We start from the raw sequence: 14,082 nt of genomic DNA on the forward strand, positions 1-14,082 counted from the left end.
TCGGGTCCCAGTCTTCCTCGAGGGGTACAACCACTGTCCCTTTGGTGGGTCCGGTCAGACGATGTTCGTCTCGCCTGCGCCGATACCGGTCTGCGCGAAGCGGCCGAGGGTGAACGAACTGATGTCGTAGCCCGGCTCCCTGCCGTGGTAGAGGTCGCGCACGATCTCACCGGTCGCCGGTCCCATCAGGAAGCCGTGGCCGGAGTAACCGGTGGCGATGAGCAGGCCCTCCACCTCGGTGGATCGGTCGATGATCTGGTTACGATCGGGAGTGACCTCGTACAGTCCGGCCCAGCCGGTGCTGATGCCGTAGTCCAGAACCGCCGGCACCCGGGTCTCCGCGATCGCGCCGAGACCCATCAGCCAGTCCTCGAGTTCGAACCTGAGGTTGAATCCCTCGGGCTCGTTCGGGTCGGACCAGCCCAGCAACAGACCTTTGCCTTCGGGATGGAAATAGAAGTTCGAGGGAAAGTCGATGGTCAGCGACGGCGAGAAGTCGGGCAGCTCGGAAAGCGGCTCGGTGAACGCGATCTGCCGGCGGATGGGGACCACGGGGATGTTCACCCCGACCATGGTGCCGATCTCCGCCGACCACGCCCCGGCGGCGCAGACCACGGTGCGCGTCGCGATACGTCCGTGTTCGGTGACCACGGCGGTGATGGTGCCGCCCGTGCTCTCGATGTCGGTGGCCGCGCAGTGCCGGATGATGCGGGCACCGTGGCGACGGGCGGCCGCGGCGTACCCCATCACCACCGATTCCGGGGTGGCCTTGCCGTCCTCGGGGGACCAGGAGGCGGCGAGGAGTCCGTCGGTACTGATGAGCGGCGAGATCTTCTTCGCCTCGTCGGGCGTGATCATCCGGCTTGGAACACCGTGCCGGTTCTGCAGCGCCACGCTTTCGGTGAAGATGTCGACGTTGGTCTGGTCCGAGAGGAGGTAGAGGTAGCCGTCGCGGCCGAAGTCGATCTCCTGACCGTAGTCCTGGGCGAACCGCGAATACACCTCGAGGCCCCGCAGACCGATCGCAATGTTGGCCTCGTTGCTGAACGACGCACGGACACCGCCGGCGGCCTTACAGGTCGAGCCGCAGGCCAACTCGTCCTTTTCCAGGAGGACGACATCGGAGACCCCGGATTCGGCGAGGTGGAACGCGATACTGGCGCCGATGACGCCGCCGCCGATCACGACGACGGACGCCTGCTCGGGGAGTTCCTTGCTCATGTCGCTTCTTCTTTCCTGAAGAGTGATTATGTTATGCCGGACCGTCTTCTAGAACGCTGCGTTCCGCGGAGCCCGTCCACGCAACACCATGGCTTCGCGCACGCGGTCCTGGGCGGTGCTGCGCGCCACCTCGTGGGTGGTCCGCCCCTGAGCCTTCGACGCTTCCAGCGTGTCGATGGTGCTGGCGCGCAGCGGGCAATGTCCGGGCGAGATCGGCGTCGATGACGTCCTGCAATGCGGCCGGGATCACGATGTCCGCCGTCACCGAGAGTTCTTCCCCGGCGGCGAGCGGTTTGGCGTCGGAGTACTCGTCAACCAGACCGTCACCGTATCGTTCGCGCAGGTCGAGCAGGGTAGCGACGTCGAGGCCGTCCGAGTTGTGGATGCCACCCCGCGACGTCGAGACGGCGACGACGGTGGCGCCCAGTTCGGCGAGCCGTTTCCCGCTCGCCGCTCCGACCGCTCCGAAGCCCTGGATGGACACGCTCAGTGAACCGGTGGACAGGCCGATCGCCTGTGCGGCGGCGTCGGCCAACTCCGCGACTCCGTGGCCGGTGACCCCGAGTTGGTCGTACGGGAGTCCGCCGAGCGCGTGTGGAGTGCCGACGGCGCCACCGCGACCACCGACCTCGTCGAGCATGATCGCGGCGTCCTTCTCGGTCAGTCCGACGTCGAGCCCGAAGACGTACTCCTCGGGAACCTCGTTGCGCAGGGCCCGCGCGAACGCCCGCAGGACCGCTTCCTTCGACTCGGCGTGCGGGTCGGCCCAGATCCCGGCCTTGGCGCCGCCGTAGACGAGGTCGACCCCGGCCCACTTCCAGGTCATGTTCCGGGCCAGCCTGGCGACCTCGCCGACACTGACGGTGGTGGACATGCGGGTGCCGCCCTTACCCATTCCGCGGGCGGTGTTGTCGATGACCAGAACGCCGCGCATGCCGGTGCGTGCGTTGGAGACACACACCACCTTCTCCGGGCCCCATTCGTCGATTAGTTCGAACATCGTCGGTGCTCCTCGTACGATTCGAAGGGATTTCAGGCGAAGTTGACGCCCTGAGCCAGGGGCTCGCGGGAGTAGTTGACGGTGTTCGTGGCGCGGCGCATGTAGGCGCGCCACGCGTCGGAGCCGGATTCGCGGCCGCCGCCGGTGGTCTTCTCCCCACCGAATGCGCCGCCGATCTCGGCGCCGGACGTGCCGATGTTGACGTTGACGATGCCGCAGTCCGAACCGTCGGCGGCGATGAACCGCTCGGCCTCACGCTGGTCGGTGGTGAAGATCGACGACGACAGACCCTGTGGGACGTCGTTGTGCAGAGCGATCGCCTCCTCGAACGTGTCGTAGGTCAGGACGTAGAGGATCGGTGCGAAGGTTTCGTCCTTGACGATCTCGCTCTGGGTCGGCATCCGCACGATCGCTAAGTAACACCATCACGACGATCGACGGCCGTTTCAGCTCAATCATCTGTTCCGCGTCATCCGCGGAGTCCCAGCCCACGATCCCTGGTCCGGCACTACGTCCACCCTGCGCAGGCGCCCCCTTCCTGCCTTTCAGCGACCGCCGCGTCCACGCGCAGCGACGAATCTTGGCGAGCAAGTCTTGCGATCGCGATCGGGTAGTTTGCGAGAGCGCTGATTTGCGCGGTCAGCCGAACCCCACTCTCGGTGACATGAAGGCCAGGTAACCCCGGCGCGGCCGGTGACCGGTGTCAAGGGACACGAAGGCGTCGCTGTGGGCGGACAGCGGATCTCCCTGTGTGCGGACAGCGGATCTCCCTCGAAGGGGTCAGGTCAGGGGCATCACCCGCGTCCGGCAGTGGCCTCACTCAACCGCAATGAGGTGCCTTCGGTGAGGACGATATGATCTGGGGCGAGCAGATATTCGTTCTGACGGAATGATGCTGCGAGCTGGTCTTAACAACGTTCTGCGTGTCGCACCGCTTCTCAACGGGTTGCGATTGGCCCCGGGTGGCGCTGCACCGGCCGGTCCGAGAACGATGGGCACCAGCCAAGGTGTCCATACCTTCGCGCTGCCTCCCAACCCGTACGGCGGGATCGGAATCACCGTCACCTCCGACTTAGTTGATAGGCAGGGAATCCCACAAAGCTGCTGCGTTCAAGGCGCCCGCGAATTCAGGGAACCAGTAGGACCGAGCTGAGCATGACCACCACCTCCTCGGTGTGTATCGCCGGGAAGAGGCGGATCTGTACAACACCTCCTCAGCTCCGCCGCGATGGAGACATGTCAATCTCCGCAGGTGGATGAGGGTGTCAGTGGGCATCCTGGAACACCTGCTCCACCTCGGTGAGAATGCGGCGGCGTGACGAGACTTCATAGCCCTGCTCGGCCGCCCAGGCGCGGAGCGGATCTCCTTGGAGTTGCTGCGCCTGCGCACCAGGGTGCCCGCGGCGACGGGACCGCCCGAGCGGCGCCTGCGGCCACAGACCCGGGTGGCGTGTTCGACGAAAAAGTCGACCTGTTTGTGAAACTTGCTGGCGTGCTTACCCTTCAGATCGATCTCGTAGTCCACCCATTGACGGAGAAGCGACGCCTCGCATCGCCGACCTCTTCCCCGGACAGGGAAACCGATGCCCGAGACGCATTCTTCATCGCCTTTCGCCGCCCGCACCATGCCGCACGCCCTGCGCCGCGTCTTTCGCCGGCGACGAGGCCCTCGCCGGCGAGGCCACCCGCGTGAGCAACCGCATCCGAGGACTGCTCACTGGAATCCATCCGGCCCCGAACGGGTCCTCGGACCCCACATCACCCATCGACGGTCCCCAGGGATCCCTCTCCCGCTGCAGCGGACCAGCCGGTATTCGGAAGGCAGGCAAGCGCAAACTCACCGCGATCGCAGTCAAGCACGCGTCCCGCATGGGCCCCCGACTTGTCGACAAGATCCTCACCGCCCTCGACGAGCAGACCGTGGTGGTCCCTGGCACCCAGGCCGCCGAGACGATCCTTCCCAAACTTGCCGGAACCAAAGAGACTCTCCAACAGCAGAAATCGGTCGCCGAGGACGTGGAGAGCGCCCTCGATGACCACCCTCTTTCTCGAGTCCTGACCTCGATGCCCGGCATCGGTTTCTTCGGTGGCAGCCCGCGTCGTGATCAAGGTCGGCGACGACCTCCGCCGCCCACCTGACGGCCTACGCCGGCATCGCACCTTCTCACCCGCAAATCGGGCTTACCGATCCGGGTGAGCACCCCGCCCGCTCCTGCAACAACATCTTGGACGCACCCCGTTCCTGTGCGCCACTTCCCCTCAGCGGCTTGACGGGAGCGATTGGGACACCCCCCCACCGTCGTCGTGGAAGGTGTTCTTTGTCGTCGCTGGGGTACCGGCGCGGTTTAGAATCGGATGACGACCTGAGGTGTGCAATGAGTAGACGTAGGGATGGCTGTCGCAGGCCCGCGAACGGACGCGCTCCGGACTCCTCCGCTGCCCTACCCCGCATACGGGTCGGTGAGGTGCCCGGTGCCTGACGGTGTCGCCACCACTCCCGGAACCCCGGGCCAGGAGGAGATTGCGAACGAGCTGGCCGCGGAGGGCTTCGACGACATCTGTGTGGTCGGCCGGGGGGGATTTGGCGTCATCTACCGCTGTCGCCAGCCCGCTCTCGAACGAGTGGTGGCGATCAAGGTGATGATTGCAGACCATCAAGCAGGCGATCGCGCGGCGTTCCTTCGTGAGCAGCAGGTGATGGGCAGGCTTTCGGGGCATCCAAATATCGTCCAGGTGTTCGAAGTGGGTGTTACCCGCACCGGACGTCCCTACCTCGTAATGCCCTTTCACCGCCGAGACTCGCTCGAGGCCTGGATCAACCGGAAAGGACCACGCACGATCGCCGAGGCGCTCGACATCGGCATCAAGATGGCCGGAGCGTTAGAGGCAGCACACCGTGCAGGAGTGCTACACCGAGATATCAAACCGGCGAATATTCTGATGTCCGAATACGGCGAACCGCAGCTCACCGATTTCGGGATCGCCAGGCTGTCTGAGCAGCAGGACACCACTCGAAACATCGTGGTCGGTTCTCCTGCATACACCGCCCCGGAGCTGCTTCACGGACAGCCGCCGACGGTTGCCTCGGACATCTACAGTCTTGGCGCCACCTTGTTCACCACCTTGGCGGGCCGTCCGGCCTTTGCCCGCCGCCCCGGCGAGGAGCTGTTGTCACAACTGTTACGGATCAGCACGGAACCGATACCCGACATCGGGGATCGCAACGTCCCAGACAGCGTTCGGGCGATAGTCGAACAGGCGATGACCCGAAATCCGACCATTCGCCCTGATACGGCCGCAGCGATGGGCGAGGCTCTCCGCCGTGTCGGCACGGACCTCGGGTACGTCGTCCCCGACGTCCCCCTGCCTGTGGCATGGGACGATGAACCTGTCGCTCTGTCGCCCGAACGTGAACCCGGGCGGACAACCTACCTTCACTCCGATCAGACAGCATTCGACAGTCAGCTCCCTCGGCCACCTACGGTGGACACGAAGTACCGCCCGCCGTCCCCGGCTCACCCCACGGTCCAGCGAACTCGGCTACTCGACCGATTCCGCAGTGACACAAGCGCGCGGCTCATCCTGATTCATGGACCCGCCGGATACGGCAAGACCACCTTGGCCGCCCAGTACCTCAGGGCCCTCGAAGGTACGGGGCGAAAAACAGCGTGGCTCTCGCTCGACGACGACGACAACACTCCCGCCTGGTTTCTTGCGCACCTCACCGAGGCCATCGCCCTACCTCTTCCCGGTCTCGGAGCGGAACTGACCCGGGCTCTCGAAGGGCATGGAGGTGGCGCCGAGCGCTTCGTTCTCACGACTCTGATCAATCGAACCCATTCAGCGGGCCATGAGATTGCCGTAGTGCTCGATGACTGGCACCGTGTCACGGCCCCGGCGAGCCGCGCCGTCGCTCGATTCCTGCTCGAGCACGGATGCCACCATCTGCAGCTTGTGGTAACTAGTCGCACCAGGCAAGGACTGCCTTTGAGCTCTATGCGAGTACACAAGGAGCTGATCGAGATCGACACGGTCGCACTACGGTTCGACCTCGACGAGTCCCGCGAACTTCTCACGGAGACTGCCGGTCTCCAACTGGAGGAGACAGCTCTCGCCGAACTGAAGGAATCAACAGACGGTTGGGTCGCCGCGCTTCAGCTTGCATCGCTTTCGCTGCGCGAACACCGCGATCCACAGGCTGCCATCCACCGCTTGTCCGGCCGACATCGTGCCATCGGCGAGTATCTCACCGAGAACGTCCTCGACAGTCTCGACCCCGCATTGCTCGACTTCCTTCTGTCCACGTCGGTCACCGAACGGATCTGTGCATCGCTGGCTACTGCATTGACCGGACATCAGCACACTCAAACGGTGCTCGAGGACATCGAAGAACGGGATTTGTTCTTGACGCGTCTCGATGAAGAGGGACAATGGTTCCGCTATCATCACCTGTTCGCCGAACACCTGCGTCGTCGTCTCGAACGCAACGAACCTGCACAACTAAAGGAATTGCACCGACACGCATCTCGGTGGTTCGGGAATCAACACATGCTCAGCCCGGCGGTCAGCCACCTCCTCGCCGCCGGTGACCATGACGATGCGATCGCCGCAGTCGAAAGTGAAGCGCTGCTGTTGCTCGAACAGTCACAGATGAGCACACTGCTCGGCCTCGCTGCAAAGCTTCCTGCCACTGCCGTTACTCATCCTCGCCTGCAGCTGGCACTGGCCTGGGCTCACGCACTCCTGCACGACCGGGAAGCTGCGGTCGAAGCGCTCGGTCACGTCGAGGCGGCACTGCCTTCGCGTTCTGCCGACGAGGACGCCGACACTCGAGCGGAAGCCTCTCTGGTCTGGGCCGCCATCAGTATCATCGACGATCGGCTCAACGGTGTCGATGAGGCGATCGACGCCTGCATGGCTCGGGCCCACAGACTCCGCCCGTGGGTGTTATGTGGGACGGCAGATGCCGCCACGTTCCGATCGATCTGTCGCTTTGACTTCGACGAAGCCAGACGCTGGCAGCAATGGGCTCGCCCGCACCAACACCGGGCGGCCGGACCGTTCAGCGTCGTCTACGGTTACTGCCTGGACGGGCTGGCGTCGAGGGAGCAGCTCGACCTGGCAGGCGCTGAGGTCAGCCTCCGCCATGCGGTGGATCTGTCAACGAGCCCCGGCGACGATCTTTCCTACGGTTCGCGGCTCACCGCAGCGCTTTTGGGAGACCTTCTCTACGAACAAGGGCAGTTGGACGAAGCCGAACGCCGTCTCGATCAGAGCTACGCTCTTGGTACCCAGGGCGGAACGGTCGACTTCTTGGTCGCCACCTACGCCGTGGGAGCCCGTCTGAAGTTCCGGCTGGGCCGGCGCGACGAGGCAGAGGAGCGTCTGCAGGAGGGAGAACGACTCGCGGTCAGGCTGAAGCTGCCGCGACTGAAAGCGCACATCACCAATGAGCGCATCCGCACCGGCCTCAAACCAGCGCATATCGACCCTCCCACCGCCCTTCCCGACCGGCTCGGGCACGCAGAATCGAGCGGCATCAGTCGAATCACAGCTGAGATCATCGAGGAGTCGTCCATTCGGCTCCTACTCGCCGCCGGTGCTAATCGGTCCGCGAAGCAAGCCTGCTCTCGAGCTCGCCACCTCGCCGAGTCGATCGACGCCGGCCGGAGACCTCGAGCCTCCCTCTATGCCCGTCTCTTGCTGGCCGAATGCCAGGCAACACTCCGCCCGCGCTCGCAGGTAGAACACACGCTGCTTCCATTGCTCGAGCGATGTGCTCAGTCTGGACTACTTCTGCCGATCCTCGATGCGGGTCCAGCCGTTTGCGCACTTGTGCAACACATCAGCGACACTCACAAGATGAATCCCGCGATGTCCGATTTCCTCGATCGCCTTCTGAGCCTCCGGTCCCCTTCGGCTCCGTCGACCACCTCGTGAACTGAATGTTTCCTCGTGCGCGTTCCAGCGGGACTGGCTCACCGGGGAGCCACCCAACAGGATGTGCTGATCACACGCAGTGGCCATCGGCAGGTACGAAGGTACCGGAGATACATCGAATACTCCCGCTGATGTCGTACGACGCTCTCGCAGCGCTGGCGCGTCAGCGAAGTGAAAGCGTATTTGGTGGTGTCGAGGAGTGCAGCCGTGCACGGATGCGTAATGGCTGGCATCCCGTCAGGTAATCAGAACACATTGGAACTATGCGCGAACCGTACCCGACTTTGTCTCTCAAGCTACGGCATCGACCGCGACGAAGATTCGCGCTGCTCAACCGGGTATCACCGACGTTCGCGGCAGCGCCTGAATTTCTGATCCGACGCGCTCGACCAGGACAGCCATCTCATAACCGACCTGTCCGAGGTCGCAATCCGCGGTGGTCAGAGCGGCGAGATGGGTGCCGTCACACACGCTCATCAACAGCAGATAGCCGTGCTGCATCTCGACGACCGATTGCAGCACCGTGCCTCCCTCGAACAGGGTGGAAACACCGACGGACAGACTGGCAAGACCCGCTGTCACAGCCGCGAGTTGCTCCGCGCGTTCGATCGGGAGACGAGCGCTGGCAGCCATCAGAAGTCCGTCGGCGGACACGAGAACGGCGTGAGTGACCCGTGGTACGTCATGGGCAAAGTTCGAAACCAACCAGTCCAGCGTGCCCCGAGTTGTCATATGAGCCCTTTCTGCGCTTCGAATGCCAGGCCGACGTCGCCATGACACCCAGCCCTGCCCTCCCTGACGCCGGCCTGGTGACGGGCGAGGTTCTCACGAATAGCGGCGGGTGTGCGGAGCCGGGACGGATTGGGCCCGACGACATCGACGCTGCCGGGCACGAGTCGGCGACCGGGAATCCGCTGTGGCAGGCCACTGGTTGCGGCTTCCGCAGTGGAGTCGACGGCACGTTGAGCTGCCGACCACCCCTCGTCTGCGCTCGACACCCACTCGAGATTGTCCCAGGTGGTGGGGTCGGTCAGCCATGCAGGCGCGATACTCGCGAAGATCGGCGGCGGTCCGTTCGGACGCGTGGAACTGTCCTCGCCGAAGGCGCGGGACTCGAAGAACGCGGCGGTCCGTGATGGGTCGAGACGGTGCCGCGGGGCGGCTTCCTGTTCACCGGTGTCACCCACCGTGGCCGCACGGATTGGCTTGCGGTCGATGCTAATCGATGCACCGGGCGTGCGATGCGGAAGCCGCGGGTGATCCGAGTCATCACGGCTCGCGGTGCCGAAATCGACCGCGGGCGCCCCATTCGCGGGCTCAATTGGACTTGCGTCAGGCGCTTCCGGTTCGGTCGATGATACGGGTACCTGTTCAGCGGGCCGCAACCCCTGGCCACGCCTCTTGCGGGTGAAAGACGTTGCAGCGGCGCGGCTATCCCGGTCCACTACCGCGACGAGCAGGGAACCAGGAATGGTCACGGTGACGGTGATCCCTGCGTTGCGTGACATGTCCTCGGTCGCGCGGAAGGCGACGGTCATCCCGTGCCGGGTAGCGAGCGTGCCGACGACGAACAGTCCCATACGGCGGGCCGTGTCTGCACTGACCTCGAAGGTGCCGGCGAGCCGGTCGTTCACCGCGGCGACGTCGACTGGTGACATCCCGACTCCGAGGTCGGCCACCTCGATCAACAGACCACCTTCAGGGGTACGGATGCAGCGGACGGTGACGGCTGTGTCGGGTGAAGAGAATCGTAGGGCGTTGTCGACCAGCTCGGCAACGATCCGCACCAGGTCGGCACCGGACACGCCGGTCACTGCGACATCCGGGACGGAACGTACCTGTACACGCCGATATTCCTCGACCTCTGAGACTGCTGCGCCAACCGCGTCGGTCAGTGACAACGAGGACTGACGCGTGCGCCGGTCACGGTTCCCGGCAAGAATCAACAGATTGTCCCCGTGTCTCCGCATACGTGCGGCGAGGTGATCGAGACGGAACAGATTGTCGAGTCGCGTGGGGTCGCGTTCTTCGAACTCGAGTTGATCGATCAGATCCAGTTGTGTGTCGATCAGTGAGCGGCTCCGCCGGGCGAGGGTTTCGAAGACCCGTGTCATTTGCATCCGTAGATGAGCTTGCTCTCGCGCCAAACGCACGGCTTGGCTGTGGATGTCGTCGATCGCGCGGGCGACCTGACCGATCTCTTCGGTAGTGTGCACGTTAATCGGCTCGACATCGGGCGCCTCAGTGATGCTCTCGGTTTTCAGACGCGCCACTGCTTCCGGAAGCCGGGTGTTGGCAATTTCGAGCGCATCCCGCCGCAATCGACGCAGGGGGGACAACAGCGAGCGAGCGACCACCACAGCCAGTGCTACGGCGGTGACCAACAGTCCCATCACCACGGCGGTGTCGCGCCAAGCGCCGCTGCGTTGGGTGCTGGACTTGGCCGTGACGGCGTCGCTGAGGGCAGCCGACGCGGCGGAGACGGCCGCCCCATACTGATCGATACTGGTGAACAGCGACAGCTTCAGATCTTCCAGGACTTGCGCGGCGTTTCCAGGTGCGTCGAGCCTCGTCAGTAGCTCGACACGATTAGCGACCTGCTGTTGCAGCGCCGCAACGGCCGTTCCGTCGACCAACGGCAGCTGGACGGCCTGGTCGAGGAGGACATTCTCGGTGCGCAGGTGGGCTCGCAGCTCCCCCATGGCGGATGCAAATGTCCTGTCCGACTCGCTCGCGATCATCGGTGTTGCGGCGACTACCGCCAGCCCCTCCGGCGAGAGCATCTTCTGCGCCGACCACAGTCCTTCCACGCCTCTGGCATAGGCGGCCACATCGCGATCGGCGATCGGTTCCATGATCGCACGTACCGAAGTCCCGAGTGCGTTGCGGATGGCATCGAGTTGTTCGGTGAGCGTCTCCACGGCAGTCGGCCCACGCTGGGCCTGGGCGCTCAGCGCATGTGCGCCGGACAGCGCGTCGAGTACCGAATGCGCAGCGTCATCGGTGAGCACCGTCACGGGATCCAGTGATTCGACAGTGCGGATGGTGGCATCCAGGTTATCGATCAGGTTCGCGGTGACGGTGCGCTGCGCCAGAGTGCCCGCCACCACGGCCGCGCCGGTGTCGAGCTCGATGAGCGCTGGGATCATTCGTACCCGGTTGGCCACTACGGCGAAGTCGGCCGACTCACGAAGGCGATCCTGGACGCGTAGGACACCTAGTGATACCGCCACCACCAAGGGAACAACGAGAACTACGGCCAGCTTCCATCGCAGCGGCCACGAGGAAAGCGACACGACCGCAGTACGCGGTGGGAATCTGGTATCGACCACGACTCTCCTTGGTGGTACCCGACTGGGATTCCCCGGTGCGGTCCGAGTCACCTGTTCGCGGATCCGCAAAGCCGCAGCGCGGTGCGGTCTCGTCGGCACTTCCTTCGTCAGACCGGGGTCTTGCTGCCCTGTCGAGCGCGTACTTGGTTCGCGATGCCGACTGCGGTGACCTGCATGAGGTTCCGCAGCCGTGTTGCGATACCTAGCCCTTCGAAATGGGCGACCTGTGGAGTGGCGACGAAGAAGCCGGCCAACGCGTTCACCACTTTCTGCGCATCCGGCGACGCACTGAACGCCACATGCTGCTCGACGGAATCCCAGCCGACGCGCATCAGGTACAGGCCGTCGGTGTCGACGCTGCGAACGAGTTCCGCGGTCTTGCCTCCGTTGGCAGCCACGAGGTGCTTCTTCACACCTGCGAACGCGCGCTCGAAGTCGGATTGGCGATCGACCGCCACGGTGACGTGGGCGTGCTCAAAGATCATGAAGGTACTCTTTCCTGCGCGGTCCAGTGTGTGAGTCGGCATCCATATGTGCTGTGCGGCCGAGCGTTCCGGATACGTTCCACGCGATGCCTCGCACATCGATGGGTTAGTTGGGGAGTGAGCGGCGCCTGCGGAATCCGGCCTTGCAGAGTTCGGCACCGATGCCGAGCAGCCAGATGTTCTGGGCCATTGCGGTTCCGTCAGCTGTGGGGCGAATCCCGGTTCGCATGCCCGGGGTTCGAATGTACAAGCCGAGGAGGCCAGTGGCGAAGCCTGTGAGCGCCGCACCGGCAACAGCGGCCGGGACGACAGGGGTGAGCAGGGCCGAACCGAGGGCGATCTCGGCACCGGCGAGGACTTTGAGGAACTTGGGTGCCTCGAGGCGGTTGAGAACCGGATAGGTCCCCGCGGCCAATCCGTGCACACCTGCAGCCATCTCTTTGTTCCCCGACCACTTTCCGAGACCGGCGCTGAGGATGAAGGCGCCCGTCGCGATCCGGGTCGGCATGTGGGAGGTATCGATACGAGGCATGTATTCGAACGCTTTCGGTCGGCTGGTGAATTATGTGGAGCGTGATGGGTGGAGCGGCCAGGTGACTCACGCCGGTTGCGTGTGCCGACGAGCCGCCGACTGACAATCGCGGCGGAGCGTTGCCGTCGTGGTGATTTGATGCGGGTGTTCAACGAGCTCCTGAGTGCTCGCGATCACGGTGGGGCGTCGACTCCGTCCTCGAGGGATGCTTGCGGAGCCGAATCAGCCCGGCCAGGATGAGGATCACGCCGAGCGCTGCAAATCCTATGGGGGCGACAATCCCCATCAGTGTGAGCAACTTCCCCACCGTGGACGCGGTGGATGCGGCGTTCGCTATCGACTGGTCGGAAAGCTGGGTGTCGAGCGCCAGAACCGGCATGACGTTGACGTTCTCGCCACCGATCACGACATTGGCGGTCACTTGCAGGCTCAGGGATCCGTCGGCAGGTGTTCCGAGGGTCCTGTCGGTGGACAGCGCCAGCTTGCTCGTCGCGGTGTAGTTGAACGGTACTGGATCGGGCAGTGAACCGGCTGCGGCACCCAACTTCGCTTGCAGATCCGCCGGCAGAAGCGGAGCGAGCGAGGCGAGTTGCGCCTTCGGCATGGCGGGCGGGAGAGCCTGAAGAATATTGGGATCGGCCAATGGACCGGCGACATCGACCGTGTAGTTGAGCACATCTCGGTCGGCCACGGAACCTTCGCCGGCGAACGTCATGGGCGCGGTCGTCCTGGTCGCGAAATCGTACAACGAGTAACTTGCGCCCTGATCCGGATTCATCGGCCACCCCACTGTGAGACCGGTGTGCGGCTCCACGTCGACTCTGTCCGGGGCCGGCGCAGATTCCATGGTCGTGCGGTCGATCGCGTAGGTGTGAGGGGAGGGCATCGACACTCCTCCGGGCGCTTCGACGGTCAGATCGTCGTGTGTGATTGCCGTGTTCCCGTCCACACTCGACACATAGACGTGTCGGTTGACGGCTACTGGAACGTTGGTCGCTACGACGTTTGCGAGGTCGCCGGACTGTAGCGCCGAAGGATTGAGCATTGTCCCGGTGCCTTCGTATCGGAGCGTGACATCGAGATCATCGGGCAGCTTCGATGCTGCCGGCACGAGGAAGAATCTCAGCCCTACCGCGAGCAGGACAAGCAGAACACCAATTACTAGAGTGAGTTTTGTTGATCGTGGTACTGACATGGGAATCGTTCCTAGTGCGAGATTCTTGCGAGTTCGCCGGCGAGCGACGCGATGGTGCTAGCGGGCCGGCGTTTTGGTTTCCGTCGAGGTTCCGTGTTCGGAGCCTCAACGACAATCGACGATCTTGATTGAGTGTCGTCGTTGGTCGTGCCAGCGATGGGGTGCGCATCGGCCAAGACTCGAGCAGCCAGGGCTTGGCCGATGCGGTGACCCGACTTCGCCGGCCGCCCGTGCTCAGATGAAGGGGACGTCGGGTTCGTTGCCCGCGAGGATCCGCCCATACAGTTCCGCGTTCGTCGAGTGCAGCAGGAACGAGTGCACCGACATCGTCCGGATGTCCCGCAGGATCGAACCCAGCTTGTCCTGAGCCCGCAACG

The 14,082-nt window shown here is 64.1% G+C and carries 8 protein-coding genes and 2 pseudogenes; 2 read left to right on the forward strand and 8 right to left on the reverse strand.

The genetic code is table 11. The features are described 5' to 3' along the window. Window positions 1-54 precede the first annotated feature (54 nt). The 3 genes and pseudogenes from CA951_RS32100 to CA951_RS32110 all read right to left on the reverse strand — a co-directional run. Window positions 55-1,221 (reverse strand): FAD-binding oxidoreductase, encoded by a 1,167-nt coding sequence (locus CA951_RS32100; protein ID WP_087560699.1) that lies wholly within the window; start codon window positions 1,219-1,221, stop codon window positions 55-57. Window positions 1,222-1,252: 31 nt separating this feature from the next. Beyond that, a complete protein-coding gene (locus CA951_RS32105; RefSeq protein ID WP_256974174.1) occupies window positions 1,253-2,221 on the reverse strand; it encodes a Glu/Leu/Phe/Val dehydrogenase dimerization domain-containing protein in 969 nt (322 codons plus the stop codon). Window positions 2,222-2,253: 32 nt separating this feature from the next. Continuing rightward, a pseudogene (locus CA951_RS32110) lies at window positions 2,254-2,634 on the reverse strand (aldehyde dehydrogenase family protein); the annotation flags it as partial. Between the two features lie 1,114 nt (window positions 2,635-3,748). Between CA951_RS32110 and CA951_RS32125 the strand changes: the two are divergent. Continuing rightward, window positions 3,749-4,449 (forward strand): annotated as a pseudogene (locus CA951_RS32125) (transposase); the annotation flags it as partial. A 244-nt stretch (window positions 4,450-4,693) separates the two neighbouring features. Continuing rightward, the gene (locus CA951_RS32130; RefSeq protein ID WP_256974175.1) at window positions 4,694-8,161 is read left to right on the forward strand and encodes a serine/threonine-protein kinase; all 3,468 of its coding nucleotides are present in this window, start codon (window positions 4,694-4,696) and stop codon (window positions 8,159-8,161) included. A 330-nt stretch (window positions 8,162-8,491) separates the two neighbouring features. On the opposite strand, the gene CA951_RS32135 is transcribed toward CA951_RS32130, so the two are convergent. The 5 genes from CA951_RS32135 to CA951_RS32155 form a co-directional block, all read right to left on the reverse strand. Continuing rightward, window positions 8,492-8,893, reverse strand: a complete 402-nt coding sequence (locus tag CA951_RS32135; RefSeq protein WP_087560701.1) for a roadblock/LC7 domain-containing protein — start codon at window positions 8,891-8,893, stop codon at window positions 8,492-8,494. Further along, complete coding sequence (locus tag CA951_RS32140; protein WP_143543136.1) at window positions 8,890-11,493, reverse strand: ATP-binding protein; 2,604 nt, start codon at window positions 11,491-11,493, stop codon at window positions 8,890-8,892. Before CA951_RS32140 ends, CA951_RS32135 begins: the two co-directional genes overlap by 4 nt. A 107-nt stretch (window positions 11,494-11,600) precedes the next feature. Beyond that, complete coding sequence (locus CA951_RS32145) at window positions 11,601-11,978, reverse strand: antibiotic biosynthesis monooxygenase (RefSeq protein WP_087560703.1); 378 nt, start codon at window positions 11,976-11,978, stop codon at window positions 11,601-11,603. A gap of 106 nt (window positions 11,979-12,084) precedes the next feature. Continuing rightward, on the reverse strand, window positions 12,085-12,510 hold the full coding sequence (locus CA951_RS32150; protein ID WP_087560704.1) for a hypothetical protein: 426 nt from the start codon (window positions 12,508-12,510) through the stop codon (window positions 12,085-12,087). Window positions 12,511-12,658: 148 nt separating this feature from the next. Next, complete coding sequence (locus tag CA951_RS32155; RefSeq protein WP_087560705.1) at window positions 12,659-13,705, reverse strand: porin PorA family protein; 1,047 nt, start codon at window positions 13,703-13,705, stop codon at window positions 12,659-12,661. Between the last annotated feature and the right edge of the window lie 377 nt (window positions 13,706-14,082).

It is taken from the genome of Rhodococcus sp. NCIMB 12038 (genome assembly GCF_002165735.1).
In the GTDB taxonomy this organism is placed as follows: Bacteria; Actinomycetota; Actinomycetes; order Mycobacteriales; family Mycobacteriaceae; genus Rhodococcus_F.

Bases quoted from the DNA above. Each gene is read 5' to 3' on its own strand.
- CA951_RS32100 (WP_087560699.1), bottom strand. From the start codon at position 1,221: ATGAGCAAGGAACTCCCCGAGCAGGCGTCCGTCGTCGTGATCGGCGGC.
- CA951_RS32105 (WP_256974174.1), bottom strand. From the start codon at position 2,221: ATGTTCGAACTAATCGACGAATGGGGCCCGGAGAAGGTGGTGTGTGTC.
- CA951_RS32145 (WP_087560703.1), bottom strand. From the start codon at position 11,978: ATGATCTTTGAGCACGCCCACGTCACCGTGGCGGTCGATCGCCAATCC.
- CA951_RS32150 (WP_087560704.1), bottom strand. From the start codon at position 12,510: ATGCCTCGTATCGATACCTCCCACATGCCGACCCGGATCGCGACGGGC.
- CA951_RS32155 (WP_087560705.1), bottom strand. From the start codon at position 13,705: ATGTCAGTACCACGATCAACAAAACTCACTCTAGTAATTGGTGTTCTG.
- CA951_RS32135 (WP_087560701.1), bottom strand. From the start codon at position 8,893: ATGACAACTCGGGGCACGCTGGACTGGTTGGTTTCGAACTTTGCCCAT.